Annotated in this window: 20 protein-coding genes; 10 read left to right on the top strand and 10 right to left on the bottom strand. The window is 66.8% G+C overall.

What is annotated here, in order from left to right; all coding sequences use genetic code 11:
* Positions 1-70: 70 nt before the first annotated feature.
* Positions 71-559, bottom strand: a complete 489-nt coding sequence (locus ACLJEU_RS11685) for a YXWGXW repeat-containing protein (RefSeq protein ID WP_414662916.1) — start codon at positions 557-559, stop codon at positions 71-73.
* 173 nt (positions 560-732) lie between these two features.
* Here ACLJEU_RS11685 and ACLJEU_RS11680 point away from each other — a divergent pair, with 173 nt between their 5' ends.
* Positions 733-939: a PAS domain-containing protein gene (locus ACLJEU_RS11680; RefSeq protein ID WP_414662915.1), complete on the top strand. Its 207-nt coding sequence runs from the start codon at positions 733-735 to the stop codon at positions 937-939.
* Here ACLJEU_RS11680 and ACLJEU_RS11675 read toward each other — a convergent pair.
* The 3 genes from ACLJEU_RS11675 to rsgA all read right to left on the bottom strand — a co-directional run bounded on the left by ACLJEU_RS11675 (position 923) and on the right by rsgA (position 3,397).
* Positions 923-1,438, bottom strand: a complete 516-nt coding sequence (locus ACLJEU_RS11675) for a hypothetical protein (RefSeq protein ID WP_414662914.1) — start codon at positions 1,436-1,438, stop codon at positions 923-925. The two genes, ACLJEU_RS11680 and ACLJEU_RS11675, sit on opposite strands and share 17 nt — an antisense overlap.
* A gap of 165 nt (positions 1,439-1,603) precedes the next feature.
* Positions 1,604-2,272: a PEP-CTERM sorting domain-containing protein gene (locus ACLJEU_RS11670; RefSeq protein ID WP_414662913.1), complete on the bottom strand. Its 669-nt coding sequence runs from the start codon at positions 2,270-2,272 to the stop codon at positions 1,604-1,606.
* 39 nt (positions 2,273-2,311) lie between these two features.
* The gene (gene rsgA / locus ACLJEU_RS11665) at positions 2,312-3,397 is read right to left on the bottom strand and encodes a ribosome small subunit-dependent GTPase A (RefSeq protein ID WP_414662912.1); all 1,086 of its coding nucleotides are present in this window, start codon (positions 3,395-3,397) and stop codon (positions 2,312-2,314) included.
* A 115-nt stretch (positions 3,398-3,512) separates the two neighbouring features.
* Here rsgA and ACLJEU_RS11660 point away from each other — a divergent pair, with 115 nt between their 5' ends.
* The 3 genes from ACLJEU_RS11660 to ACLJEU_RS11650 all read left to right on the top strand — a co-directional run bounded on the left by ACLJEU_RS11660 (position 3,513) and on the right by ACLJEU_RS11650 (position 5,925).
* Complete coding sequence (locus ACLJEU_RS11660) at positions 3,513-4,247, top strand: DUF2293 domain-containing protein (RefSeq protein ID WP_414662911.1); 735 nt, start codon at positions 3,513-3,515, stop codon at positions 4,245-4,247.
* A gap of 417 nt (positions 4,248-4,664) precedes the next feature.
* Positions 4,665-5,141 (top strand): hypothetical protein, encoded by a 477-nt coding sequence (locus ACLJEU_RS11655; protein WP_414662910.1) that lies wholly within the window; start codon positions 4,665-4,667, stop codon positions 5,139-5,141.
* Between the two features lie 31 nt (positions 5,142-5,172).
* Positions 5,173-5,925 carry a hypothetical protein gene (locus ACLJEU_RS11650; RefSeq protein WP_414662909.1) on the top strand — a complete coding sequence of 251 codons (753 nt, stop codon included), beginning with the start codon at positions 5,173-5,175 and terminating at the stop codon, positions 5,923-5,925.
* 307 nt (positions 5,926-6,232) lie between these two features.
* Here the strand turns inward: ACLJEU_RS11650 and ACLJEU_RS11645 are convergent, their stop codons facing one another.
* The 4 genes from ACLJEU_RS11645 to ACLJEU_RS11630 all read right to left on the bottom strand — a co-directional run bounded on the left by ACLJEU_RS11645 (position 6,233) and on the right by ACLJEU_RS11630 (position 14,028).
* Complete coding sequence (locus ACLJEU_RS11645) at positions 6,233-7,759, bottom strand: DUF1501 domain-containing protein (RefSeq protein WP_414662908.1); 1,527 nt, start codon at positions 7,757-7,759, stop codon at positions 6,233-6,235.
* 6 nt (positions 7,760-7,765) lie between these two features.
* Positions 7,766-11,119, bottom strand: a complete 3,354-nt coding sequence (locus tag ACLJEU_RS11640) for a DUF1553 domain-containing protein (RefSeq protein WP_414662907.1) — start codon at positions 11,117-11,119, stop codon at positions 7,766-7,768.
* A gap of 99 nt (positions 11,120-11,218) precedes the next feature.
* Positions 11,219-11,863, bottom strand: coding sequence for a response regulator (locus ACLJEU_RS11635; RefSeq protein ID WP_414662906.1), 645 nt, complete (start codon positions 11,861-11,863; stop codon positions 11,219-11,221).
* An 8-nt stretch (positions 11,864-11,871) separates the two neighbouring features.
* The gene (locus ACLJEU_RS11630; RefSeq protein ID WP_457795384.1) at positions 11,872-14,028 is read right to left on the bottom strand and encodes a sensor histidine kinase; all 2,157 of its coding nucleotides are present in this window, start codon (positions 14,026-14,028) and stop codon (positions 11,872-11,874) included.
* 262 nt (positions 14,029-14,290) lie between these two features.
* On the opposite strand from ACLJEU_RS11630, the gene ACLJEU_RS11625 reads away from it, so the two are divergent.
* Positions 14,291-15,718 (top strand): sulfatase family protein, encoded by a 1,428-nt coding sequence (locus tag ACLJEU_RS11625; RefSeq protein WP_414662904.1) that lies wholly within the window; start codon positions 14,291-14,293, stop codon positions 15,716-15,718.
* Between the two features lie 101 nt (positions 15,719-15,819).
* On the opposite strand, the gene ACLJEU_RS11620 is transcribed toward ACLJEU_RS11625, so the two are convergent.
* Together ACLJEU_RS11620 and ACLJEU_RS11615 are read right to left on the bottom strand one after the other, a co-directional pair.
* Positions 15,820-16,059, bottom strand: coding sequence for a hypothetical protein (locus ACLJEU_RS11620; RefSeq protein ID WP_414662903.1), 240 nt, complete (start codon positions 16,057-16,059; stop codon positions 15,820-15,822).
* A gap of 55 nt (positions 16,060-16,114) precedes the next feature.
* Positions 16,115-17,647, bottom strand: coding sequence for a sensor histidine kinase (locus tag ACLJEU_RS11615; protein ID WP_414662902.1), 1,533 nt, complete (start codon positions 17,645-17,647; stop codon positions 16,115-16,117).
* A gap of 316 nt (positions 17,648-17,963) precedes the next feature.
* On the opposite strand from ACLJEU_RS11615, the gene ACLJEU_RS11610 reads away from it, so the two are divergent.
* From ACLJEU_RS11610 to ACLJEU_RS11590, 5 genes are all read left to right on the top strand, one after another.
* Positions 17,964-20,423 (top strand): DPP IV N-terminal domain-containing protein, encoded by a 2,460-nt coding sequence (locus ACLJEU_RS11610; protein WP_414662901.1) that lies wholly within the window; start codon positions 17,964-17,966, stop codon positions 20,421-20,423.
* Positions 20,420-20,806, top strand: a complete 387-nt coding sequence (locus ACLJEU_RS11605; protein ID WP_414662900.1) for an iron chaperone — start codon at positions 20,420-20,422, stop codon at positions 20,804-20,806. Before ACLJEU_RS11610 ends, ACLJEU_RS11605 begins: the two co-directional genes overlap by 4 nt.
* Positions 20,807-21,098: 292 nt before the next feature.
* Complete coding sequence (locus tag ACLJEU_RS11600) at positions 21,099-21,452, top strand: helix-turn-helix domain-containing protein (protein ID WP_414662899.1); 354 nt, start codon at positions 21,099-21,101, stop codon at positions 21,450-21,452.
* On the top strand, positions 21,449-22,747 hold the full coding sequence (locus ACLJEU_RS11595) for a type II toxin-antitoxin system HipA family toxin (RefSeq protein ID WP_414662898.1): 1,299 nt from the start codon (positions 21,449-21,451) through the stop codon (positions 22,745-22,747). The genes ACLJEU_RS11600 and ACLJEU_RS11595 overlap by 4 nt, the downstream gene beginning before the upstream one ends.
* Before the next feature lie 232 nt (positions 22,748-22,979).
* The gene (locus ACLJEU_RS11590) at positions 22,980-25,940 is read left to right on the top strand and encodes a TonB-dependent receptor domain-containing protein (RefSeq protein ID WP_414662897.1); all 2,961 of its coding nucleotides are present in this window, start codon (positions 22,980-22,982) and stop codon (positions 25,938-25,940) included.
* The last annotated feature ends 335 nt before the right edge of the window (positions 25,941-26,275 follow it).

The raw sequence follows: 26,275 nt of genomic DNA, 5'->3' as shown, positions 1-26,275 counted from the left end.
GTGCAGGCGAGACGCCTGCGCTCCCGGGGACGCCTGCGCTCTCGCGGCGTGTCCGACGCGGTCGGCCGACTCAGTTCCAATAACCTTCGTAAAACCGATAGGCACCGGCTTCAGCTTCCCAGCGCGGTGCCACCCAGCGGGCGGTGCTGTGCGGCGGTACTTCCCAACGTCCGGCGATCCACTGGTACTGGTTGTTGCGCCACGTCCAATAGCCCGGAATCCACGCGTGCGCGGAGGTGGGTTGGGCCAGGACGGGTTCTGTCTGCATCGCTGGCGGCGCCTGCATGACCGTGACGGTGCTCACCGGTTCGGTGCGCGTGGTGACCACGGTGCCCGAGGGCGTCCGTTCCGTCGTCTGGGTGGTCTGGGTCGCAGCGTTGGGATTATTGGTGGTGACGGTGACGGCCCGGTTCGCCGTGGGCGGAGGCGGCGGCGGACTGGAGACGACGTACGACTCGGGTCCGCTGGCACATCCTCCGAGAACTCCAATCAGGCCGCACGCCACCCACAACGGGGTGGAGGCGGCGGCACGTTTCATCGTCTGCACAGGCGGGATCATGGTTTTCATACGCAGCGACAGACTCCGGAAACGGCGACCGGTTCGCCGTCTCCTCCTGATGCCGATGGGGCCTTCACCTCCCCGCCCGGCGATGGGGTGCACACCCACTGTTCGCCAGCACGTTCACCGGCTACTCTCGGTCGCATGACTGCGTTCCTGCGAGTACCCGGAAAATGAATCCGGCTGACTCCTCTGCATCCGCACTGCGGTACCGGCGACTCTTCGAGGCTGCCCGCGACGGTATTCTCATCGTCGACCCGGAAACCCGCCGGATCGTGGACGTCAATCCGTTCATGATCCATCGTCCCAAAAGGTATGGAGCGCATGCGCGGCCGCGTCCGGCTCGTGCCGCATTGCTGCGCGTCAGCCCGCGGCGCTGAGTCTCACTTTATCGTAGGCTGTCCGGCACCGCAGCCACGCGACGCCCGCCTTTTCCTTTTGTTGATCCCACGTCTGCGCGGTGGCCTTCGCCATTTCCTCGCCCATGAATCGCAAATCGGACCGTGCGTCATTCATCTCCTTCATCGCGAAATCCCAGTTTCGCGTGTCGGCGTTGCTCGCCATCGCGGCACGCTTGTTGGACAGCTCGTTCATCTGTTCATCCGCACGCGCCTCGAGCTGCTTGAAACCGGCAAGGAAACGGGAGCGCGCCTCAAAGTCCGAGCTGCGGAGGCTGGCCCAAGTGACGCCCGCGGAGTCGGCCGCGGGCGAATCGTTCGGCCTCGCTACCGCCGGTGCACCGCCCGCAGGCGCGGTGGTGGGGGCAGCCAGGGGTGGAGCCGCGGCCGCAGTGCGGGGTGATTTCTCCGCGCAACCGGCGAAGACCACGACCGCCAGAACAAGGCTCGAGGAAGAGAGTGAGGCGAGGTGCGATTTCATGCTGACGATGGACTGGGTGCACAGCGGTGAAAAATCCGCTTCACCCGGAGGGAACGAGCGGTGTCGCTGCATCAGCCCTACCACTACACGCATCCGGCGGCTCGCGCCATGGGGTGAAACCCGCTCCGCCCGCAGGAGCAACCAAGGGCCGGACCCGAACGGACGTCAGCCGCGGCGCCGGCGCGTCCGCCACGCGACCGCGGCGGCGCCGAGCGACAGCAACACCCAGGTCGAGGGCTCGGGCACGGCCGACAACGCGACCACTTCAAAGCGGATGTTGTCGATGCCGATGTTCCAGTCGTTGCCCCACTGGATGCGCAGCGTGCCGGGCGTGTAGAGATTCGGCGTGAACGCCGAGTGACGCGCGCCGAAGAGATCGCCCTCGATGGGCACCGGCCCGGACGCGGCGTAGTTGAGCAGCACATTGCCGCTGCCATCGGTCAGCCGCATCAGCGTGTTGGAACGATCTTGGTTCGGCCACCCGGCCATGTCGAAGGAGAGCAGCCGAATGCCATAGCCCGCGGCGGGCACGAGCGAAATTTCCGCGGCGTAACCATTGCTCGAGGCGAACGCGACCTTCGTGAGATCGCCGTACGTGAGGTTCCAGAACTCGAGATAGTTGGTCAGCGTCACGTTTGTCGCCGCTGTGAACGTACGATAGGACACGGTCGACAAATGCGGATCGAGCGTCGCACCGTAGTTCCCCGGAATGGCGTCGTAATCCGCGAGGTTCAGATCCTGGAAAGTGACGACGACCTGCGCGCGCGCGATGACGGCCAGCGCCAAACCAAGGAATAAACGTCCAAGCCAGACCATCCCCGAGGGAAATCGCATTGGCCGGACTGAGTCAAGGCGCTCAACCGGCATATGCCGTCAATCGTCGCGATGCTGCCGGTGACGAAACGGAGTCTTCTCCTGGGCCTGATTCCGCCAGCCCGGCTTGCTCGCGAGAGCGCCGGGCTTCAGCCGCACCGGCGCCCGCGCCGCCCGCTCCGCCTTGAGCTTGCTGTAGCTTTCGAAGCGCGACGCCTCCAGCGTGCCGCCGGCCACCGCCGCTCGCACCGCGCAGCCCGGTTCGTTGCTGTGACCGCAGTTTCCAAAACGACACTGCGCCGCGAGCGCGGTGATGTCGGCGAACGCCTCCGCCACCCCGTCCTCCTGCCCCCACAGCTGCAGCTCGCGCATTCCCGGCGTGTCGATGACGAGCGCGCCGGCCGGCGACTGCACGAGTTCGCGGCGGGTCGTCGTGTGCCGGCCCTTGCTGTCCTTCTCCCGCACCTCGCCCGTCGGCAGCGCCTCGGGATCGCGGACGAGCGAGTTGATCAGGCTCGACTTGCCCACGCCGGACGAACCGATGAACGCAAGCGTCCGGCCCGGCAGCGCGTACACCGACGTGAGCGCCTTCAGCCCCTTCCGCGTTGCCGTGCTGGTCACGAGCACCGGCACGCCGGGCACGAGAATTTCGATTTCACGGCGGACCGCATCGGGATCCGCGCACACATCCGCCTTGTTCAGGATGATGACCGCCTCGGCGCCGCTTTCGCGCGCGGCCACCAGAAACCGCTGGATGCGCTTCGGGTTGAAGTTCTGATCCAGGCCGCTCACGAGGAACACCGTGTCGATGTTGGCAGCGATGATCTGCTCGATCTCCTCGGAGCCGGAAGCCCGGCGGGAAAACTTCGTCCGCCGCGGCAGCACCGCCTGGATGTCCGCGCGCTCCGAGCCCTCCCGCCGCCGCACCGCCACCCAGTCGCCGACCGCGGGAAACTGATCGGCCTTGCGCGCATGGTGAAAAAAACCCCCGCCGCACTCTCCCAGCACTTCTCCCGTCGCAGTGTGCACCGCGCAGAAATTCCGGCGGAGTTCGCACACGACCCGCGCAGGCTCCAGCCCCGCCGCGGCGTGCGGCGCGAAGGCGCGGTTCAGGGCGTCGGTCCACCCCAGTTCGGCAAGAGTCATGGCCGCACACTAAAAGCGCCGCGCCGCGGGAAGCCAGCGCACAACCGCGCGCGTCCCCGCCCCTTCCCGTTCGCTCCGGGCTTGAATCCGCCGCACCGCCTGCATCCCTTGCGGCGTGTCCTCCCTCGCCCGCGAAGTGCGTCCCAGCCAGAACCCCGGCCACGTGATCAACGAGCACGCGGTGCTCGAGGCGGTGCCCGCCCACTGGAGTCTGCTGCCGCCCGGCGACGCCGCGCTCAGCCGTCGGATCAAGCTGGACGGCCCGTCGTGGACGATGGTGGAGATCGTGGGCCGGAAACGCTTCTCGCGCGGCATCTGGGCGCCGACCGTCCGCATCGAGGCCCTGCGCGCGGCGCTGCTCGCCGAACGCCGCGATCCGGCGTATCAGCGCCAGCTGGACGCCGGCCGCGCCCGCCGCGCCCGCGCGGAATCGGACTACAGCGTCGAGTTTCGCGCCGCAGTGCTGGCGTTTCTCGCGTTTCATCCGCGGTATGCGACCGACGCCGCCAGGCTCGCCACGCTCATCGCCGATCACGCCACACCCGTGGGCAGCGGCACGGTGGCGCGCACGGAGCGCATTCCCGTCGAGGCCCGCGCCGAGGCCGCCACCATCGCGTGGCTGCGCCATCAGACCACCGGCTATGACACGATGCGCATTCCCCTCATCAAGGGAAAGCGCCGCGAGGTGCGCCGGCTGCTCGCGCAGCGTTCGCACCAGCTTCTCGCATTGTATCGCCAGGGCCGCGATCTCGCCGACTCGTGTCCCCTGCAAGCGGCGTTGCGCCGCGCAGAGCCCGCACTGGCACCGGGACCGGCCGCCGCGACGCCGGTGCAAAGCACGCTGTTCTGACCTGATCGGCGCGGGCACGGAACCAAAGTCGCCCGGGCGGTTCGAGGTGGGGAGAACAGGCACGTGCGGTCGCACGGCTTCGCGACCGCCGGTGGAACCGACGCCGCGAAGCCACGCCGCGGCGGCGTGCCCAAACCTCATTCGTCGATGAAACCTCGCACCGTTTGGTCTCTAATCATGACGGTGGGGGCGTTGCTTCCGTCTGTCCGGGCGGAACAGTCCCTGCTGAACCGCGCCCTCGACACCTAGGCCAGCGGCCACGGCGATCTTGCGTTTACCCAACGCTCCCGCGCCCTCACCGATGACGGCAAGACGAAGGAGGAACATCTCGAACGGTACGACCCCAGCCTGCCCGACAGCGAACGCTGGCGGCTCCTGGAAGTTGACGGCCAGCCGGCCACCGCCGCCCAGCGCGCAGTGTGGGAGCAACGCAAGAACAGCAAGCCGCGAAAAAAGGTGATCAAGAAGCCGGCCGAATACCTGGCCGTCGATCAGGCGCGCGTCCTCAAGGAGACATCGACGTCGACCCGTTTCGCCGTGCCGCTGCGACCCGAAACCGCCCGGCTGCTGACGTTGGAGAACATCGCCGTCGTCATCACCGTCGACAAGGAGACCGCTAGCATCGCCGGCATCGGCGCCACCCTGCGGCAGCCGATTCGCGTGCTGCTCGGTCTGGCGCGCATCACCGAGCTCGATGTCGACGTGAAGATCGAACCGACGGAGGCCGACGCCGGCACCGCCGCCGGCAAAGTGCAGGACGGAAGCACTGCCCGCGCAACCATGACCAAGCTGGGCAACGAGACTGAATACGAGTGGAGCGACTTCAAGCGGGTCACGCCGTTTGGCCAGGCGCGGACCGCCGCCACCGGCCGCGCCGCGTCCGGAGAACCTTGATGCGCGCCGATTTCATGCTCTAGTGGACATAATGAAAAAATCACTCTGGGTGAGCGGTCTGATTCTGGTCCTGGCCTGCACACGCGGCCTCGCGGCGACGCCCGCTGCCGGCAGTGCCGGAGCCCTCTCCGGCAAAGTGGTCGAATCCATCAACGCAGCCACGTACACCTACGTGTTGCTCGACACCGGCTCCGCCAAGGTGTGGGCCGCCGCACCGCAGTTCTCCGTGAAGAACGGTGACACCGTCGCCGTGGCCGAGGCCATGCCGATGACGAATTATCACAGCAAGACGCTCAACCGCACCTTCGACATGGTGTACTTCAGCGGCGACGTCCGCGTGAACGGCGCGCGTCCGGTCGCGGTCGCCGGCGCGGCTGCAGCCCCGATCCCCGCCGCTGGCCCCACCGCAGAACTGCCCAAAGGTCATCCGCCAACCACCGGCGTCGTCCAGCCCGCCGCCCCTGATCTTACCGGCATCAAACGCGCGACCAACGGCCAGACCGTGACGGAGATCGTCACCGGCAAGGCGAAGTTCGCCGGCAAACCGATCGCCGTGCGCGGCCGGGTGGTGAAATTCAACGCCAACATCCTCGGCAAAAACTGGCTCCACGTGCGCGATGGCTCCGGCGTCGAGGGCACGAACGATCTAACGATCACGACCGCCGCCAAAGCCAAGGTCGGCGATCTCGTCCTGGTCACCGGCGTGCTCGCCGCCGATCGCGATTTTGGCAGCGGCTACAAGTACGGCCTGATCGTCGAGGACGCGACCGTCGTCGTCGAGTGAACCGCGCAGAGTGCGCGCTTTGGCTCGCGAGGAGCCTTGGAGTCGCCTCACGAGTCTGAATTTAACCGCGGATTGCGCGGATCACGCGGATTGGGAACATCCGCGCCATCTGTGCAATCCGCGGTCCCCGGCTCCTGATTCCAATCGCTCTTTGCCTTTGGACTTTTAGCCGTGGCTACGAGCGCCAGCGAGTGGTCGTTCGGCCACTCGCTGGCGCTCGTAGCCACGATCGATCCAGAAGTCCAAAAGCAAGCAGCGATTGGCATGAAATGTTCAGGGAGGGCGCTGAAGCAACCTTCGTTCGTAACTAAATCAGCAGTTCCTCGACCACCCGCGCTGGCACGGTGCCGGTGAGTTTCTGATCGAGGCCCTCGAACCGGTACGTGAGCCGGTTGTGGTCGAGGCCCAGTTGATGGAGAATCGTGGCGTTCAGATCGCGCACGTGCACGGGATCGCGCACGACGTTGAAGCTGAAGTCGTCGGTCTCGCCGTGGACGATCCCCGGTTTGATGCCGCCACCGGCCAGCCACATCGTGAAACACTTGCCGTGATGATCGCGGCCGAAGTCGTCGGGCTTGAGCACGCCCTCGCAATACACGGTGCGGCCGAACTCCCCGCCCCACACGACCAGCGTGTCGTCGAGCATGCCGCGACGTTTCAAGTCGGTGACCAGCGCATGACAAGGCCGGTCGATGTCCCGGCACAGCACCGGAAAATTCTTCGGCAGACTGCGGTGCGAATCCCATCCGCGATTGAAGATCTGCGTGAAGCGCACGCCGCGCTCCGCCATCCGGCGCGCGAGCAGGCAGTGGTTGGCAAAGGTTCCGGGCGTCCGCGCCTCCGCGCCATAAAGCTCGAACGTCTCCGCCGGCTCGGCACTGAGGTCGGTCAGTTCCGGCACCGTCGCCTGCATTTGAAACGCCATCTCGAATTCCTGGATCCGGGCGTGGATCTCCGGATCGCCGACCTCGTCGAACGCCGCCGCGTTCAGATCGCGCACGCCGTCGAGCATGTCGCGCCGCGCGGCCCGCGACAGCCCCTTCGGATCCCGCAGATAAAGCACTGGATCACCCTCCGAACGCAGCTGCACGCCGGCGTTGGCCGCAGGCAGGAAACCGTTGCCCCAGAAGCGCGGGAACACCGCCTGCGCACCGTCGCCGTTCGCCACGGCGAGCTTCGACACCAGCACGACAAAGGTGGGCAGGTTGTGGCTGAGACTACCGAGCCCGTAAGAAACCCACGCGCCAATCGAGGCCTTTCCGGCCACCGCGTTCCCGGTGAGCATGTACGTCACGGCCGCGTCGTGATTGAGCACGTCGGTGTGCAGGCTCTTCACGATCGCAATCTCGTCGACGAGCTTAGCCGTCCACGGGAGCAGCTCGCTCACCCACGCGCCGGACTGGCCGTATTGCTTGAACGAGTACGTCGACGGCACGATCGGCAGCCGCGCCTGCCGGATGTTGGAGGCGTTGAGCTGGCCGCGACCGAGAACGGACGCCGGCATGTCCTTGTCGTACTGCCCCGCGAGCGCCGGCTTGTAGTCGAAGGTGTCGATCTGCGACGGCGCGCCGCCCATGTAGAGATAGATCGCGCGCTTCGCCTTCGGCGCGTGCTGCGCGAGGCGCTCCATGCCGGCCGGAACCACGCCGGCGGCACGCGCCTGCGTGAACGCGCCGAGGAGCGACGGTCCCGCCAGCGCGCTCAACGCCGCGCCGCCGAGCCCGGTCGACAGCCGGCCGAAGAACTGGCGCCGCGTCTGCAGGCGGAAATAGTCGCGGGTCGCCCCGGGGGGAATCGGCCGGAGGTGGCGGGAGTCGGCGGGGCAGTCGTGCATGGCGCCTTACTTGTTGAGAGCGTGGTCGGAGTTGATCAGCTGGCTGGCCGCAAGCGTCCAGGCGGCAAGCTCAGTGACGGGCAGCGTCGTATCCACGGGACTGTCGCCGACCGACACAAAATCTCGGGCCTCGGCCGGATTCGCGAAATGGCCGCGGAAACGTTCGAGCGAGCGCAGCAACGTCTGCCGTGACGCCGCCGCGAGCGGACGGTTCAGCAGCCGCAGCGCGAGCTGATCGAGCTTCTGCGCATCGCCGGTGTCGCTCAGGTGCAGCGCCTGCGTCGCGAGCAGCCGCGCCGCCTCAAGGTAGTCGGTCGCGTTCTCGGTCACGAGCGCCTGCAGCGGCGTGTTGGTGCGATCGCGCTGCAGCATGCAGACATCGCGCTTCGGCGCGTCGAACGTGGCGAGCACGGGATTCGGCGCGCTGCGTTTCCAGAAGGTGTACACGCTTCGCCGATACAGCGCGTCACCCTGATCGCGCACGTAATCCTTCGTGTTGCTCTGCCCGACCACCGCGACCGCCTCCCAGACACCGTCGACCTGGTAGGGTCGCACGCTCGGCCCGCCGATTTTTTCGACGAGCAGGCCGCTCGCGAGCAGCGCCTGGTCGCGGAGCATTTCTCCGTCGAGGCGGAAACGCGGACCGCGGCTGAGCAGCTTGTTGTCCGGATCCTTCGCCAGCGACTCGGGTGCAATGCGGGCCGACTGCCGGTAAGTGGCCGAGAGCACCATCTGACGGTAAACGTGTTTCAGGTTCCAGCCGCTCTCCTCGAATTCGACGGCCAGCCAGTCGAGCAGCCGCCGGTTGCTCGGCGGTGTGCCCACGGTGCCGAAATTTTCCGGCGTATCCACGAGGCCGCGACCGAACAATTCCTGCCACATGCGGTTCACCGTGACGCGAGCAGTCAGCGGCTGCTCGGGACTGACCAGCCAGCGCGCCAGGGCCAGCCGGTCGCGCGTGACGCCGGCCGGCAGTGGCGGCAGCACCGCCGGGACGCCGGCCTCGACCCGACCGGCGATCGCATCTGTCGCACCGCGATTCAGCACGAACGCCACGGCCCGCGAGTCGCGTTCCTTCGCAATCAGCGTCGCGACGCCGCCCGCGGTCGCCCGCTGAAACTGCGTTTCGAGCCGGGCGATCTCCGCCCGCAACGCGATGGCGGGCTGGTCGATCGTCGAGAAGAAATAATCCGTCACGAGCTTGCGCTCGTCGTCCGACCACGCGGCCATCGGCCGGCGCAGGACGTCCGCGGCCAGATCCTCGTGCGGCAGACTTCGCGCCTCGTCCGCACTCAGCGCTCGCGCATACAGACGGATGTCCTGGAACGAAGTCTCGGGCGAGGCCTCCCCACCCGTGCGGCGCGCGAGTTGAAACGGCGCGGCGGTGCGGATGCTGTCCGTGAGCGTATCGGCGACCACGTCCACCTCGGAACGTTGGCCGTCGACATAGAGATTCACGCCGGCGGCCTTGCCGGAGCCGTCGTAGGTGAAAGCGAGGTGCACCCACTCCTTGCGGCTGATACGGCGCTTCGATCGCACCGTGATCGCGTTCGTCTTGTCCTGATGGATCAGATTGGCGACGAGAAAGCCTTCCGGCTCGGGCCGGGAATCTTCGTCGTCCTGCACCACGTTCTGGACTGCGACCGCGGCGGCGGCCGGCGTCGCTACCTTATCCGCCGAGGCGACGGCGGCCTCTTTTTTCCTCGTCGCCTTGGGTGCGGCCGGTCGGCGCGCAGGGGCATTCTGCCAGTAAAGATCCCAGCCGCGGCTGCCGCCGGCGGTGCCGAGCCGCGAGACGAAGGACCCGGCATTCGTGCCGCTCCGCTCGCGCGGCAGAAACCAGCCCGCCACCGTGAACGGCTGATCGCGCTCGAAGTCGCCAAGGTCGGCCGCCTGCAAGGCCGTCTGCACGCCGAAACGCAGCCCGGTCCAGTGTTTCACCGGCCGCGTCGATCCGCCCCAGCTGTGATCGCTGCCGACGAGCGTGTAACGCGCCGTCGTCGCACCGGGCGCGGTGTTGAGGACTTCGCCGCCGCGGGCCTCATCGAGGCGGAAACGCGCCTGTAGTTTATCGGCCGATACCGGTCGCAGCGTGGTGACTCCGCCGCCGGCAATCCACGCGTTGATCAGCTCAGACGCGCGGTTCGTGCGGTCGAGCAGCCGACGCTGCGCCGCGGCCTTTTCGGCCAGAACGCGATCGGCCTCGGCGCGCTTTTCCGGCGGCGGCACGTTCACCGTCGGAAAGACCGTCGCCTGGTTCGCGTCGTACGCGCTGTCCGGCATGTTGTTGAAGAACGCGCTGAGCGCGTAGTAGTCGCGCTGGGTGATGGGATCGAACTTGTGGTCGTGACACGCCGCGCAGCCCATCGTCAGCCCGAGGAACACGCCCGCAAAGGTCTGCGTGCGATCCTTGATCTTGTTGAGGTGAATCTCCTCCACGATCGAACCGCCCTCATTGGTGGTGGTGTTGAGCCGGTTGAACTCGGACGCGACCAGTTGATCCACCGAGGTTGGCGGCAGCAGGTCGCCCGCGATCTGCTCGATGGCAAACTGATCGAAGGGCTTGTTCGCGTTGAACGCGTTGATCACGTAGTCGCGGTACGGCCACGTGGTCCGCATGTTGTCGGCGTGCTCGCCGTTCGTGTCGCCGTAACGCACGGCATCGAGCCAGTAGCGCGCGCGATGTTCGCCATAGCGCGGACTCGCGAGCAACCGATCGACCACGCGCTCGTAGGCGCGCGGCGAGGCGTCGGCCAGAAAGTCCCCGATCTCCGCCGGCGTCGGCGGCAGTCCGGTGAGATCGAACGTGACGCGCCGGAGCAACGCGTACCGGTCGGCCTCCGGCGCGGGCGTGAGTCCGACGCGGGCCAGATTCTCACGCACGAGACGATCGATCGCCGCGTGACTGCCCGCGGCGCGCTCCCCCAGCGGGACCGGCTCGCGTTGCGGTTTCACGAACGCCCAGTGCTCCTGGTACTCGGCGCCCTCTTGGATCCACTGCCGCAATCGCGCGATTTTTTCCGGCGACAGCGGCTTGTGTGCCTCCGGTGGCGGCATGATGTCATCGGCGTCGGTCGCGAGCACGCGCTCGAGCAGCAGACTCGCCGCGGGATCGCCTTTCACGAGGGCTGCGCCGCCGGTCCGCGGCAGAAACGCAAACTCCGCCCGGTCGAGCCGCAGCTTGCCCTTGCGCGATCCGGCATCCGGTCCGTGGCAGTGAAAGCAATGCTCCGAAAGAATCGGCTGGATGTCGTCGTTGAACGACAGTCGCGCCGGCGCGCCGGCCGCTGCGGTCACGGCCGCGCCCACGAGCGCGACGCACGTCGGCCAGAGCGCGGACACCTGCAAGATAGGCGGCATACGGTGGGAACCCGGGCGAAGGGGCCGCGCCGGTTGGAAAAGTATGGGGCGGGCGAACGCCGCTCACACGTGCGGATTCCTCCCTCTTTCGTGCGGACGTCAGTCGGCCACGGTCACGATGCCGCGGCGAATCGCCTCCATCGTCGCCTGCGCGCGATCGTTCACGTGCAGCTTGTCGAGGATGTTGCTGACGTGGCGCTTCACGGTGTCCTCCGACACCAGCAGCACCGCCGCGATCTCCTTGTTGGCACGGCCCGCCGCAATCAGGGCCAGGACTTCGCGCTCCTTCGGGGTGATGGCCGGACCAGTGCGCAGGGCGGAGAGCCGGCGCAGCACTGCAGCCGGCACGTGCTGCTCGCCCGCCGCGACTCGGCGCAGCGCGAGCACGAGCTCGTCGCGTTTCGCCGACTTGTGGAGGTAACCCAGCGCACCCGCGTCGAAGGCCGCCTGGATTTCGTCGTCACGGGCAAACGTGGAAAAGATCAACACGCGCGCCGCCGGTTCCTGTTGCACCAGTTCCCGCGTGGCCTCGACGCCGGATTTTCCCGGCAGCTGCAAATCCATCAGGACCACGGCCGGACGGCACTGGCGGTAAACCGCCACGACCTCGTCGCCGCGCTCGGCCTCGCCCACGACGGTGACACCGTCCGCCGACTCGAGCGCGGCCACGAGCCCGCTGCGCACGATGTAGTGATCGTCGACAATCAGAACCGAGAGCGGGGGCGTTTTGACGGGAGCAGCCATGAAGGTATTCAGGAAACGGTGACGCGCCGTTCGGGCGTCGTGGCGGGAGCCGGGTCCAGCGGCCGGGAATCGGGCCGGCTGGCCTTGGGCTCGAGCGCGGCGAGGGCGAGCGTCAGCTCGACCGTCGTGCCGGCACCGGGCGCGCTGCGCCAGCTGATATGCGCGCCCAGTTTCGCACTGCGTTCGCGGATACCCACGCAGCCATAGTGGCCGGACTTGCCGCGGGTCTCGCGCGCGGCGTCAAAGCCACGGCCATTGTCTGTCACGGTCAGCACCAGCGTCGTGCCCTGCCGCAGCGCCACGCTGACTTCGATGAGCCGGGCCGCCGCGTGCTTGAGGGCGTTGGTGACGGACTCGCGCGCAATCATCCGCAGATTGTGCACGGCCGCGACCGGCAGCAACGGCACCTCGGGCTGCATCGCGATGCGCACCTCGCAGCCGCCCTCGGCGTCGTTCAGCTCACGCAGATCAGCCAGCGCGGCGCCGAGATCGCCGACGTGGCCGCCGGGCTGGCGCAATTCTCCCACCAGATTCCGCATCTCGGATTGAATTCGCGACACCAGGCTCCGCGACGCCTCAATCAGCGTCCGCCCCTTCTCGTCGAACTCGCGGGTCGTCACCGCATCGAGCCGCAGCCCGAGCCCGACCAGTTCCTGTTCCAGCGTGTCGTGGACGTCGCGCGCGAGCCGCTGGCGTTCCTCCAGCGCCACCTCCGCCTCGATGCGGCGCAACGCCGCGGCGGCCTGGGCGCTCACCTGGCGGCGCAGCAGCGCAATCCACAGCACGGCCAGCAGCATGACGCCGCCGAGCCCGGCGCTGATCAACGTCAACCGCCGGACCGTCCAGCCCGACGGACGCTGGAGAATCTCCAGATCGTCGGGCGAGCGCACATAGATGCTGATGGCCTCGGGCTGCGAGCTGTAGCCGACGCCCTCGCTCACGTTCACCCGCGAGATGCCCGTCACGCGCACCCGGCTGCCCGCGGGAACATCGAGGTTCAGGTCGAGCAGACTCACGCGAACGCGACGCTCGTTCTGTTGCAGCACGAGCGTGTGATCGCGATCGGAGCGAAACGAATCCGTCACCTTCGCCGTAACCTCGACGAGATCGCTGTCGTAGGAACCGCGAAAGAGATCCTCGATGTTCAACGCGATCGGTGCGGGCTCGGGACCGGGACGACGCTCCACCAGTTGCGCGTCGACGAGCGAGGCCGTGAAGCGTCCCATTTCCGGAAAGCCGAGAACTTCCACCACCTCGCCAATCTGCAGCGGCACATGCGTCGCCAGGCGCACCCCGATCGCCGCCTTGTCACTGCGCAGGTAAAGCATGCCGCGCGAGAACGCCGCCATCACCGAACCGACGACACGGACGCGCCCGCCACCCTGCCGGGCCAGGCCGTAGGTCAACAGTTCCGAGGCCGCGATGCGCGGCACCGCGTCCTGTGGCGGCGCGGGGCGCACCGTCACAATTTCTGTCCAGTCCAGAGCCCGCACATACGGCTGCACGAGTTGCCGCCGGCTGTTGATCGCGCCGACAGCCAGGCCCTGAGCCCGCACGAGGCTGTCGACGAGCACGCGTTCGCGCTGCAACGGCGATTCAACCCAGACATCGACCACGCGGGTGCCGAGCGCGAGCCGCAGCAGGCTCCGGCCTTCGCTCAGGGCGCTGAGCGAACGCACCATGCCGGTGAGCGCGACGCGCTGATAGTGAAAACGGCCGGACAGGAGATCCTCGTACGACGCGTCAATCGCCGCCGGCAGCGGTCGTCGGCCCAAAAGCCGATGGGAGCGCGACTCGATTCCCGGCAGATAAATGCCCGCCTCGGTCCGCCCGACGACCTCGAGTTCGTCGCCGGGCACGACGGCAACGGCGTCATGGGGACGGAAATACGTGCCGGCGGTGTCGTCCTGCAGAAACACCAGGCCCGGCTCCACAAACGTCACCGTGCCACGCAGCGTCAGCGGATCGCCGCGCGCCGCCTGCTCGGACGGCATCGCCAACAAGGCGCTGACCGAGGTGACTTCGGCGGCGGAGAGCGTCGCGCCCGATCCCGCGAAAACGCCGGCCGCAACAATACCGAAGGCCCGGCACCGGGCACGCCACGCGCCGGCGGCGGCCCGCCAGCCGCGCGCCACCCGGGCAGCGATCATTTCAGCGTTGATCATTGAAGGCACAACGAAGGCAGGCGGGTCGGCCGGCACTGCGTTTCGCGCAGGACTTGAGCAACGCGCGCGCGGTCGCGTCAACTCCTACTCGCAGGATCGCGCCGGCAGTGCATGCCGCCGCCTGCGCAGCGGCCTCGACGCATCCCGGATTGTGACTCGCCTGCGCCCGAATCATCCGTTCAGTCTGCGTCCGCCCACCGCGCGACTGCTATTACGATTTCATTTCCCCGCCCTGCCTGACGTTCGTTTCCCCTCTATCGCCATGAGTGTCCGCCTCCCGTTCGTCCTTACCCTCCTCGTGTCTGCCGCCGCGGCCCTCGCCGCCACGCCTCCACGCCCGAACATCCTGTGGCTGGTCGCCGAGGACACGGGCCCGTCGGCGTACAGTTGTTACGGCGGCCAGCCGGCGGCATCGACGCCCGCCATTGATCGCCTCGCGGCGACGGGCGTGCGCTTCGATCGCTTTTACACCACCGCGCCGGTGTGCTCAGCCGCGCGCTCGGCGTGGAACACCGGCGTCTATCAAACCACACTCGGTGCGCACCAGCACCGCACGCCCAACAAGAAGCCGCTGCCGGAGGGCGTGCGCCCGCTCGGCGAGTGGTTCCGCCAGGCCGGGTACTACACGGCGAACGTGCGGGAGTTTCCGGCCGAAATGAATCTGCGCGCCGCGGGCAAGACCGACTGGAACTTCATCCCGGCGGAGCCGCAGCTGTTCCAGAGCGACCGGTGGGCCGACCTCGCGGCGCACCAGCCGTTCTATGCCCAGATTAATTTCCAGGAAACGCACCGCGACTTCAACGGCGACGGCGCGACGGACCCGGCAAAAGTCGTCCTGCCGCCGTACTACCCGGATCATCCCGTGATTCGCAAAGACTACGCCGCGTACCTCGACTCGGCGCGGCGGCTCGACGCGAAGGTCGCCGCCATTCTGGCGCGGCTGGAGAAGGAAGGCATGGCCGACAACACCGTGGTGATTTTCATGGGTGACAACGGCGAGGCGCACATTCGCGGGAAGCAGTTCTGCTACGAGGAAGGCCTGCGCGTGCCGCTCATCGTCCGGTGGCCGAAGGGCCAGCCGGCGCCCGCTCATTATCAGCCGGGCACCGTCGACCGCCGGCTCCTCGAGGCGATCGACATGCCGCCGACCCTGCTGAGCGTGACGGGCGCACCCGTGCCCGCGAAGATGCAGGGCGTGCCGTTCCTCGGCGACCAGGTCGGGCCGGAAAAAACGTATGTGTTCGGCGCGCGCGACCGGTGCGACGAGACGGCGATGCGCCTCCGCACCGTGCGCGACGATCGCTACCGCTACATCCGCACCTTCACGCCCGAGGTGCCGTTCTTCGCGCCCAACGCGTACAAGGCGCGTCAATACCCGGCATGGACGCTGATCCCGCAACTCTTCAAGGAAGGCCGCCTCGACGAAACCCAGGCCTTTCTCTGCCAGCCGCGCCAGCCGGAGGAACAGCTTTTCGACCTGCTCGACGATCCGCACGAAATCAAGAATCTCGCCACCTCGACCCGTCCGGAACACGCCGCGGCCCTGCAACGCCTGCGCGGTGAACTCGAGTCGTGGATCACGCGCACCGACGATCAGGGCCGTTTCCCGGAGGCACTGTCACCGGCGGACGCCGATGCAGCCGTGCGCGCGCAGACTACGGGTGCGGCCAAGAAAAAGAAGAAGGCCTGAGCGAAACCATGCAGCAGGCCTCCCGCAAATTACGCGAAAGGCCGCGAATTAAGCCGCAATCCTTCATTCGCCGCCGTTAGCGTAATTCGCGGGCAACTGACTCAGGCGGATTCGTTGATCCGTCGCAGCGCGAGGTGCCCCTCAAGCAGCTCCTCGAGCGTGTCGCGCCCCGGACCCGGCGGACAGTTCCTCCGCACGAAACGTCGCATCAGATCGACCTCGTTCGGCTCCATCACGGCGAGCATCTGCGTCAGATGCGTCAACAGCAGTTCGCTTTGTTCGTCCGGCGTCATCGGCGGAATGCTTTCAAGATAATCCTCGAAATCGTCGTCGGCAGGCATGGCTCAAAATAGTACACTTGAGGCGGCAATTGTGCCTTATTTTTTGCGACGGATCTCACGGCTGGACGGTCGCCCGGGCCCGTTCCGGTGCCTCCACCGCGGGTCCCGGACTCTCGACCCGGGGCAGCGTGAAGAAAAACGTCGCGCCGGCGTCGACGGCGGACTCCGCCCAGATGCGTCCACCCAGGCGCTGGACGATGCGTTGGACGGTGGCGAGACCGACGCCGGTGCCCTCGAAGCGGTTCTTGTCATGGAAGCGGACGAACACCTTGAAAAGATCGGCCGCGGTGCCGGAGTCGAAGCCGACGCCGTTGTCGCGCACGGCGTACGCGCGCCGCTCCGGTCCGTCGACTTTCACCTCGTAGACCGCGATACGGGGCGGGCTGCGGTCGCGGGAGTACTTGAAGGCGTTGCCCAGCAGGTTGACGAGGATCTGGCGCACGAGGATCGGATCGGCCTGACAGGCGGACAACGCCCCGACGGTGATCTCGGCCTTCGCGTTCGCGGGGTCCGCCTGCAACTCCGCAACGGTGTCCCGGCACAGCGCAGCCATGTCGATCGGTTCAATGACCGGCTCCTTCCGCGTCAGCCGCGCAAAATCAAGCAACGCATCGATCAGCCCCTCCATGCGCCGCGCCGACTGCACGATTCTGCCGGCGTAGGCCGCCGACTCCGGCGCCAAACCGGGCCCCGCTTCCTCCACCATCATCTCCGCAAAGAACGCGATGTGTCGGGCCGGCCCGCGCAAATCATGGGAGACCGAATAGCTGAAACTCTCCAGTTCATCGTACGCGGACTGGAGTTGCGCGGTGCGTTCCTTCACCCGGGTTTCGAGGCCGGTTGCGTAGGCGCGCACCTGATCATAGAGCCGCGCCGACTCGGCCTCGCCCGCCTGGATGGTTTCGAGCATGCTGTTGAACGCCGTCGTCAGCCGTCCGATTTCATCGTCCATGGCGGGCGCGACTCTCACGGTGAAATCCTTCTCCTGCGTCACCCGGGCCGCCGCCGCTTCAAGCGCCAGCAGCGGGCGCGAGATGAGCCCCTGCAGACGATGGGAGAGCCAGTAGGCAAACCCGACCACCGCCAGCGCCACCACCAGCGAACTCATCGCATACAGGCGCAGCCGATCGTAGATCACCGTCAGCGCCATCCGGAGCGCGATCGTACCGCTGATTTGTCCCGCCTCGCCCTGCACCGGCACCCATACGAGCACGTCGCGCCACGAGAACAGGTGCACGATCCCCGGTCCCGGGGCGGGCGGCATGACGGCCGTGCCGGGGACGGCATACTGCGCGAACACGGAGCCGTCGGCCCGAAAGATGGTTCCTCCGAGCAGGTTTCGATCGGCCCGGAGCGCGTTCAGGACGTCCTCGGCCTCGCGCGGACTGTTGACCAGCAGCGCAGCCGAGGCACCGGCGGCGATGATCTCCGAACGGGCGATCAGCATGCGCACCATCGTCCGTCGGACATCATGCCACTCAACCAACGCCAGCGCGACACAGGTGAGAAAGACCACCACGACGCAGGACAGCGTGATGATCACCCTGAGCTTGGTCGCAATCGGCAGCTGTGCAAAGCGACGCTTCATCGCAATCCCGGTCCTGACTGGGCGGTCCGCCACAGCCGTTCAGCCACCTGCGCCTTTCGCCGGCCCGACTGCAAAGACCATTCGCCATGCTGCGCGCATAAATAATAGATGACGCAGAACAGTGCTCGGCCCGAGTAGCTTCGGTCAACGAAGGCCGCCGGGGAGAAATCACCAATATGCCCTCAGATATTTCCCGTTGCGTTGTAAAGCATCGTCTCCCGCCGGGGCCGCCATGAGCCTGCATCCGCGAACACTCGGGTCGGCCCGGGAAAAACGTCGAAAGTGGGGCGCGAAACCGCACGTTTGAGCCCCGTCCATGCGCTTCGTCCTGCCCCTCGTATCGCTGTTCGTGCTCCTGCTGTCGCCCGGCGCTGCGGCGGAGCCCACGCCGAAAATTTACCGCGCGCGCGTCGAACCGGTGTGGCTGGGCGAGACTGCGTGCTGGTACCGCAATGACCTCCCGGGCGGCCGCCGCGAGTTCATCGTCGTCGATGCCGCCGCCGGCACGCGGACGCCGGCCTTTGATGCCAGTCGCCTGCCCGACGAGGTGCAGCCGATCGAGGCGTTGGAGTTCGCCCCGGCCCGCGATTCCTTGGTTCTTCACGGTCGGACGCGCTCGTGGCGGCTGGACCTGGCGAGCTACACGGTGCGCGAGGACCGCGGTGGTGCGACCGCGCTGCCGGTCGACCCGGACGCGCGTGCCGCCAAGACCTCCGGCCTGTTCGTGATCAACCGCAGCGGCGGTCCCCTCACCCTCCATCGTTTCGTTTTCTCCACCGGTTCCCACGTGCCCTTCGAACTCGCCGCGGGCGCCCGCCTCAGGGTTGACGTCACGCCGGCCGAACTCTGGCTCGTCAACACCAGCGACGGCCGCACCCGGGCCGTGTGGCGCGCGTTCCCGGGTCCGGTCACTGCCACGATCGGTCGGGACGACGTCACGCTCACGCCGGCGCTGCCCGCCGCGGACGCTGCGCGCACGTCCGTGCGTTCACCGAACGGCCAATGGGAGGCGTATGTGCGGGACCACAATCTTTGGATCCGCTCCACGCGGACGACGGCCGACTTCGCCCTGAGTTTCGACGCCAGCGCCGGCCACACGTTTCACCATGACACCTCGCGCGACCGTCTCATCGGGATGAATTATGAGAAGCCGGAAACGCCCGCGACGCTGCCCGAAGTGTTCTGGTCGCCGGATTCGAAACAGATCGTCGCGCTCCAAACCCGGCTCGTGCCGGAACGACGCGTGCACCTCACCGAGTCCTCGCCGTCCGACCAGCTCCAGCCGCGGCAGCATTCCTATCCGTATCTGAAAGCCGGTGACGAGATTCCCACGCAGCGTCCCCGGCTGTTCGCGGTGGCCGACGCGCACGAGATTTCCGTCGATCCCGCGTTGTTCGCCACCCCCTGGCAGCTCACGCGGTTCCGCTGGCGCCCCGATTCGCGTGAGTTTTCCTTTCTCTACAATCAACGCGGCCATCAGGTGCTCCGGCTGGTCGCCGTCGACGCCGTCACCGGCGCCGCCCGCACCGCCGTCGAGGAACGCAGCGACACCTTCATCCATTATTCGGTGCCCGCGTCGTATCAGGAAGTGTTGGACGCGACGCGGGAGGTTATCTGGTCCAGCGAGCGCAGCGGCTGGAACCATCTGTACCTGCACGACCTCGCCACCGGCCGGTTGAAAAACGCGATCACCACGGGCGACTGGCCCGTGCGGAGCGTGAGCAAGGTCGAAGCGAAGCAACGCCGGCTCTGGTTTGTCGCCGGAGGCATCGTGCCCGGACAGGATCCGTATTACGCGCATCACGCCCGCGTGAATTTCGACGGCACGGGTCTCGTCGTGCTCACGGCCGGCGACGGCACGCACGAGGTGCGGTGGTCGCCGCAGCGTGAGTATTTCGTCGATACGTGGTCCCGGGTCGACGCGCCGCCGGTTTCGGTCCTGCGTCGCGGTGAAGATGGCGCGCTCGTCTGCGAGCTCGAAACGGCCGACGCCGCCGAGCTCCTTGCGCAGCGCGGACGCTGGCCGGAGCGATTTGTCGCGAAGGGCCGCGACGGCGTCACCGCCATCCACGGCATCATCCTGCGCCCCGCCGACTTTGACCCGGCCCGGAAGTATCCCGTGATCGAAAAGATCTACGCCGGTCCGCACGGTTTCTTCACCCCGAAGGCCTTCGGCGCGCACGACGCGCTGGTCGATCGCGGGTTCATCGTCGTGCAGGTGGACGGCATGGGCACCGCCGGACGATCGAAGGCCTTTCACGACGTGTGCTGGCGCAACCTGGCCGATGCTGGTTTCCCTTATCGCATCGCTTGGATCACGGCGGCCGCCGCGCGTTATCCAGAGTTGGATCTCACGCGGGTCGGAATCTACGGCACCAGCGCCGGTGGCCAGAGTGCCCTCGGCGCGGTGCTGTTCCACGGTCACTTTTATCGCGCCGCCGCGGCTGATTGCGGCTGCCATGACAACCGCATGGACAAGATCTGGTGGAATGAACAGTGGATGGGCTGGCCGGTGGGGCCGCACTACGCCGCCAATTCCAATGTCACGCATGCGGCCAGCCTTCGCGGCAAACTGTTCCTCGCGGTCGGCGAACTCGATCGCAACGTCGATCCCGCCAGCACGTACCAGGTCGCCAATGCCCTCGTGCAAGCCGGCCGCGACTTCGACTACCTTGTCATGCCCGGCGCCGGCCACGGCGTCTTCCGCACCCCGTACGGCCGAAAACGGCTGGAGGATTTTTTCGTCAACGCGTTGCTCCGTCGCCCTGCCCCATGACATCCGCCGCCGCAATTCCCGCCACGATCGCCGCGTACATCGCCACGTTCCCGCCCGCTGTGCGCCGCCGGCTGCAGCAAATCCGCACGATCGTCCGCCATGCCGCACCCGGTGCGACGGAAGCGATCAAGTACCGGCTCCCGACGTTTGTACTCGAGGGCAATCTCGTGCACTTCGGCGCGTTCAAGGCGCACATCGGATTCTACGCGACCCCGACCGGCAACGCCGCCTTCCGGCGGGAGCTCGCCGCCTACGCCGGCGGCAAGGGCTCCATCCAGTTTCCCCATGACCAGCCGCTCCCGGTCGATCTGATCCGCCGCATCGTGGAATTCCGCGTGCAGGAAACCCGGCGAGGAGCGCAGACCCAACGCAAGCGCCGGTGACTGCCCGGGCCCGCCCCCTCCCGACGCAGCATTCCGCGGGCGGTCTCCTTTCGCCGGCAAAACCCTCAAGGCGCCATTCGCGACGTATTATACCCATCGCTCCTTGCCTTTGGACTTCTGGATCGATCGTGGCTACGAGCGCCAGCGAGTGGCTGAACGACCACTCGCCGGCGCTCGTAGCCACGGCTAAAGTCCAAAGGCAAAGAGCGATTGCTATTAAGCAGAGCGCTTTATCACGCCATATTTGACGCATTAACTTGAAAAAAGAACTTTATACGCCATTAGTGGCGTCATGAAGATCGACGCTCAGATGACAGACGCCCAGGTCCTGGCCGTGGTGGGGGAACGGCTCGCCCAGCTCCGTTTGGCGAAAAACCTGACCCAGCAGGGGCTCGCCGAGCAGGCGGGCTTGGGGGTGCGGACCCTGCAGCGGCTCGAGACTGGCGCGGCGGCGACGCAGCTGTCGGGTTTTGTGCGCGTCTGCCGCGCCCTCGGATTGGTCGAACGGCTCGAGGCACTCGTGCCGGAATCCACGGCCAGTCCCATGGCGCAGTTGAAACTGCAGGGCAGCACGCGGCAGCGGGCATCCGGTCGCACCGCTGCCGCGCGCGCCCCGAAAAAATGGACCTGGGGTGAACCGTCATGATTGCCGAAGTTCAACTCTGGGGCCGCACCATCGGCGCCGTCTCGATGGACGCCGGTCGCGACACGGCCGCGTTTCAATACGCCCCGGCCTTTGCGGGCAGCGGCATTGAACTCTCGCCGATCGTCATGCCGCTGAGCGATCGCGTGTACGAGTTTCCCGGGCTGCCGCGCGCCACGTTTCATGGCCTGCCGGGACTGCTCGCCGACTCGCTGCCCGACAAATTCGGCAACGCGCTGATCGATGCGTGGCTCGCGACCCAGGGCCGGAGCTCCGAGAGCTTCGGCGCGGTGGAACGCCTGTGCTACACCGGCCGGCGTGGCATGGGCGCCCTGGAGTTCGTGCCCGCGCAGGGCCCGCAACCCCGCACCGCGACGAAGATCGAAATCGATGCGCTCGTCCGGCTCGCCTCCGAGGTGCTGACGCATCGCGAAGGGCTCGCCGCAAACCTCAACGACGCCGCGCGGGCGAAGGCGTTGAAGGACATCCTGCGCGTCGGCACCTCGGCCGGCGGCGCCCGCGCCAAGGCCGTCATCGCGTGGAATCGCACGACCAATGAAGTCCGCTCCGGTCAGGTTGCGGCCGGCTCCGGCTTCGACTACTGGCTGCTGAAATTCGACGGCGTCGCCGGCAACAAGGACAAGGAAATCGCCGATCCGCGCGGCTACGGCGCGATCGAGTACGCCTATCACCTGATGGCGAAAGCCGCGGGCATCACGATGAGCGAGTGCCGGCTGCTCGAGGAAAACGGCCGGCGTCACTTCATGACCCGGCGTTTCGACCGGCTCGCCGGCGGGGAGAAACTCCACATGCAGTCGCTGTGCGCCCTCGCCCACTTCGACTTCAATCATGCGGGCGCCTACTCGTACGAACAGGCCCTGCTGACCATCCGCCAGCTCCAGCTGCCGATGGCCGAGGTCGAGGAGCAGTTCCGGCGCATGGCCTTCAACATCGTCGCCCGCAACCAGGACGATCACGTCAAGAACATCGCCTTCCTGATGGACAAGACCGGCCGCTGGTCGCTCGCGCCCGCCTTCGATGTGATCTACAGCTACAATCCGTCGGGCGCGTGGACCGCCGCTCACCAGATGACCATGAACGGAAAACGCGATGACTTCACCCGCGACGACTTCGACGCCTGCGAAAAATCCGCGTTGATGAAACGCGGTCGCGCGCGTGCCATCGTCACCGAGGTGCAGTCCGCCGTCGCCCGCTGGCCCGAGTTCGCCGCGGAGGCACAGGTGCCCGAGGAATGGCGCCGTCAGATCCAAGCCGCGCATCGGCTGCACATCGTCTAACCTGGCGCCGCCCTCACGCGACCTCACCACGACCGAGGTCCGCTCTCGAGCTACGGCTGCTCGATTCCATTGCTCCCTTCCTCCGGGCTTCAGGGTTTCCTGCTCAACCTTTGCCGCCGGTGCGCCGCTGGCATTCTCCTTGCATATTCGGTCGCACCGAAAATGACTTCGCTCCGCTGATTCCTCCGTGCTTGCACCACAACTTCGCAAGCGAATCGGCGCTACAACACCTATGAACACCCGTAACCTGCGGATGCCGGCAACTCTGTTGTCGTTGATGGCCGCCTCCAGTCTGATCACGACCGGCCTGGCGCAACAAGTCACCGCCGCGAAGGCGCCCAACGCTCCGAAAGTCGAGGAGTCCGTGAAGCTCGAGAAGTTCGTGGTCACCGGTTCGCTGATCAAGCGCATCGGCGGCGAAACCGCCCTGCCCGTGCAGACCTTCACGGTCGAGGACATCGAGCAGCGCGGCATCGCCAGCGCCGAACAGCTCATCATGGAGCTTAACATCAACGGCAATGGCCTCGACAACCTCGCGTCCAATGCGGACGTCGTCGACGGTGCGCAGCGCGGCAACAACGGTGCCTCCTCCGCCAACCTTCGCATGCAGGGAGCCGGCGCCACGCTCGTGCTCCTCAACGGTCGCCGCGTCGCCTCGCACGGCCTCAACGGCGGCGTGGTTGATCTCAACTCGATTCCCTTTGCCGCCATCGAGCGCGTCGAAGTCCTCAAGGACGGCGCCTCCGCCACGTACGGCACCGATGCCGTCGGCGGCGTGATCAACTTCATCCTCAAGAGCAATTATCAGGGCCTTGCCGCCAGTGCCGCGACGGACATCACCGAGCAGGGCGGCGGCAACATCACGCGTTACTCCCTCGTCGCCGGCGTCGGCGACATCAACCGGGACAAGTACAACTTCATGGCCTCGCTCGCGCGTTCGGAGCACAAGGTGCTGCGCGGCGACCAGCGCGATTTCGTCAATACCTTCCAGCCCAATCGCGGCCTCTCCCCCGACACGACCGGGACGCCGATCGCGACGGTCTGGCCGAACCCCGGCACCGGCGCGGGTTCTTTCTACAACGCGCTCAGCCGCGACAACCTTTCCGACGCCGGACGCTCCACCGGTCCCGCCGACCCGGCCAACCCCGCCGTTCGTCTCAACCGCGTCAACATCGTGGATCTGCCCGGCGGTCCCGGTTACTCGGGGCTCGATGGCATGGGTCCCTACGACGAGCTCCTGTGGTCCGCCCCCGGTTCCAGATACGCCTCGGCGTGGGACACCGGCCGCGCGGCCGTCCTCCAGCAACCGGTCAAGAACACCAACCTCGTCACCCGCGGCACCTTCAAGTTCGGCGAACACCGCCTGATCGCCGAAGCCGTCCTCGGCCGCTCCGAATCCACGAAGAGTTTTTCGCCCAACCAGATTTCCACCGCGAGCGCGACCAGCAACAGCACGCTGCCCAACGGCACGGTGATCCCGAATCCATTCCGTAATCTCGGCTATCCCAGCACCGGCGCCGACTACAACCGCGTGTTCAACGCGCTGGCGGCCTTCCTCCCCGAGATCCTACCCAATCGCGGCCAGCCGCTCTTTTTCCGCTGGCGCGCGATTCCCGCCGGCAACCGCGAGTTCTCCACGCGCAGCGACACCAACCGCTTCCTGGTCGGCGCAGAGGGCCCGCTCGGCTTCCTTTCGCAGTGGGACTACCGCATCGGCGCCTCGCAGGCCAAGAGCAAGAGCAGCTCCACGCTGATCAGCGGCTACTTCTACCAGCAGGGCTTCGCCGATCTGCTCAACCGCGGCATCCTGAATCCGTTTTCCTACACGCAGACGCCCGAGGCCCTCACGGCCCTCGACAAGGTGCGCGCCAACGGCGTGAAGCTCTACGGCGGCACGTTCACGACGAACAACGCCGATTTCGTCGCCACCGGCCCGATCTTCCGTCTGCCCGCCGGCCAGATCATGAGCGCCGTCGGCGTCGACTGGCGTCAGGAGAAATATTTCTTCGCCGGCGACCAGCGCCCGAACGCCAACACGGTCGAAGCGCTGATTTTCAACGCGCCCTTCGACAACTCGCTCGCCACGGCCGGCACGCTCAAGCGCACGATCAAGGCCGGGTTCGCCGAGTTGCAGATTCCGATCTTCAAGGGCCTCGACCTCAATCCCGCCGTGCGCAGCGACGAGTACACCGGCTTCGGCCGCACCACCAATCCAAAGGTCACGCTGCGCTTTGCGCCGTCGGACAAATTTCTCGTGCGCAGCACGTATTCCACCGGATTCCGCGTTCCCACGTTCAAGCAGATGTTCGATCCCACCACGCTGACCACCTACGCGGGCAACGACATCGCCGATCCGGCCGCCGGCACCAACGGCGTCGTGACGCCCAACGCCCCGGCGGTGAAGCCCGACATTCTCGGCGGCGGAAAGCGCGATCTGCAGCCTGAGGAAGCCACGATGTATTCCGCCGGTTTCGTCGTCGCGCCGACCCGTCACATCAGCGCCAACGTCGACTGGTGGTCCGTCGAACGCGAGGGCCAGATCCGGATCCTCGGTCTCACCGACCTCGTGCGAAACTACGCGCTCTTCGGCGATCGCTTCATCCGTAATCCCGCGGGCACGCTCACGGCCGTCGACACCCGGTGGGTCAACTCCGGGACGACGCGCACGAGCGGCGTGGAATTCGGCGTCAAGGGCGACACCGACGTGCGCGGCGGCAAACTTTCCGCCGGCTTCGATCTCTCCTACCTCCTCGAGAAAAAATCCAAGCTGCTCGCGAGCGCGCCGTTCGGTCGCAGCGAAATCGGCCAGTTCACCCGCTCCAGCGACCTGGGCATTCGGTGGAAACACACCGCCAGCATCGGTTACCGCAAGGGCAACTGGTCGGTGCTCGCGAACCAGACCTATCGCGGCGGCTACGTCGATGCGATCCTGCCGGGCGTCGCCAACGGCACCGTGAAACCCGTGGACTGGCAGGCCAAGGTGAAGCCGTACGACATCTACGGCCTGAGTGTCACCTACCGTGGTTTGAAGAACATGACCGTCATTGCCGGCATCAAGAACCTCTTCAACAGCGACCCGCCCTTCTCCGCCACCTACGACACGAACACGGGTGCCGGCAGCAGCTGGGAGCCCCGCGTCGCCGATCCGCGCGGCCGCTCGTACACGCTGCGCGTCGACTACAAGTTCCAGTAATCCGCCGGTCGGACCGGCGCGGAATGGATTCCCGCGCCGGTTGCCCAGCCTGAATCCGATCCTGCATCGTCGCGGCGGATCGCCCCGGGACCGCGACCGCCCTCGGTCGTCGTGTGACGTCAACCTCCAGCCCTTGCGACCGGGGGCGGTCGCGGTCCCACCTTAGCCGGAACCATTCAGTTGAACGGTGAAAGCCCTCATCCCCAGGAGCAGCGGTCGTAGAGGGCGGCAGATTTCCACCGCCTGGCGAGGGACTGAATTCGAACCCAATCGACGGTGGTTAGGTCTGCTTCCGATTGCCTCAACTTTCACCTTTCACCCTTCAACTGCCTGAA

Origin of the sequence: Terrisphaera buseokensis (assembly GCF_047521145.2) — a bacterium.
GTDB lineage: Bacteria > Verrucomicrobiota > Verrucomicrobiia > Opitutales > Opitutaceae > ER46.
The sequence above is the reverse complement of the archived record's forward strand: the minus strand, read 5'-3'. Positions and strand labels throughout refer to the sequence as shown.

Excerpts from the sequence above, each read along its gene's own strand:
- ACLJEU_RS11615 (WP_414662902.1), bottom strand. The coding sequence starts at position 17,647 with ATGAAGCGTCGCTTTGCACAGCTGCCGATTGCGACCAAGCTCAGGGTG.
- rsgA (WP_414662912.1), bottom strand. The coding sequence starts at position 3,397 with ATGACTCTTGCCGAACTGGGGTGGACCGACGCCCTGAACCGCGCCTTC.
- ACLJEU_RS11620 (WP_414662903.1), bottom strand. The coding sequence starts at position 16,059 with ATGCCTGCCGACGACGATTTCGAGGATTATCTTGAAAGCATTCCGCCG.
- ACLJEU_RS11650 (WP_414662909.1), top strand. The coding sequence starts at position 5,173 with ATGAAAAAATCACTCTGGGTGAGCGGTCTGATTCTGGTCCTGGCCTGC.
- ACLJEU_RS11685 (WP_414662916.1), bottom strand. The coding sequence starts at position 559 with ATGATCCCGCCTGTGCAGACGATGAAACGTGCCGCCGCCTCCACCCCG.
- ACLJEU_RS11595 (WP_414662898.1), top strand. The coding sequence starts at position 21,449 with ATGATTGCCGAAGTTCAACTCTGGGGCCGCACCATCGGCGCCGTCTCG.
- ACLJEU_RS11625 (WP_414662904.1), top strand. The coding sequence starts at position 14,291 with ATGAGTGTCCGCCTCCCGTTCGTCCTTACCCTCCTCGTGTCTGCCGCC.
- ACLJEU_RS11605 (WP_414662900.1), top strand. The coding sequence starts at position 20,420 with ATGACATCCGCCGCCGCAATTCCCGCCACGATCGCCGCGTACATCGCC.
- ACLJEU_RS11675 (WP_414662914.1), bottom strand. The coding sequence starts at position 1,438 with ATGAAATCGCACCTCGCCTCACTCTCTTCCTCGAGCCTTGTTCTGGCG.
- ACLJEU_RS11600 (WP_414662899.1), top strand. The coding sequence starts at position 21,099 with ATGAAGATCGACGCTCAGATGACAGACGCCCAGGTCCTGGCCGTGGTG.
- ACLJEU_RS11610 (WP_414662901.1), top strand. The coding sequence starts at position 17,964 with ATGCGCTTCGTCCTGCCCCTCGTATCGCTGTTCGTGCTCCTGCTGTCG.
- ACLJEU_RS11640 (WP_414662907.1), bottom strand. The coding sequence starts at position 11,119 with ATGCCGCCTATCTTGCAGGTGTCCGCGCTCTGGCCGACGTGCGTCGCG.
- ACLJEU_RS11590 (WP_414662897.1), top strand. The coding sequence starts at position 22,980 with ATGAACACCCGTAACCTGCGGATGCCGGCAACTCTGTTGTCGTTGATG.
- ACLJEU_RS11645 (WP_414662908.1), bottom strand. The coding sequence starts at position 7,759 with ATGCACGACTGCCCCGCCGACTCCCGCCACCTCCGGCCGATTCCCCCC.
- ACLJEU_RS11630 (WP_457795384.1), bottom strand. The coding sequence starts at position 14,028 with ATGATCAACGCTGAAATGATCGCTGCCCGGGTGGCGCGCGGCTGGCGG.
- ACLJEU_RS11680 (WP_414662915.1), top strand. The coding sequence starts at position 733 with ATGAATCCGGCTGACTCCTCTGCATCCGCACTGCGGTACCGGCGACTC.
- ACLJEU_RS11670 (WP_414662913.1), bottom strand. The coding sequence starts at position 2,272 with ATGCGATTTCCCTCGGGGATGGTCTGGCTTGGACGTTTATTCCTTGGT.
- ACLJEU_RS11635 (WP_414662906.1), bottom strand. The coding sequence starts at position 11,863 with ATGGCTGCTCCCGTCAAAACGCCCCCGCTCTCGGTTCTGATTGTCGAC.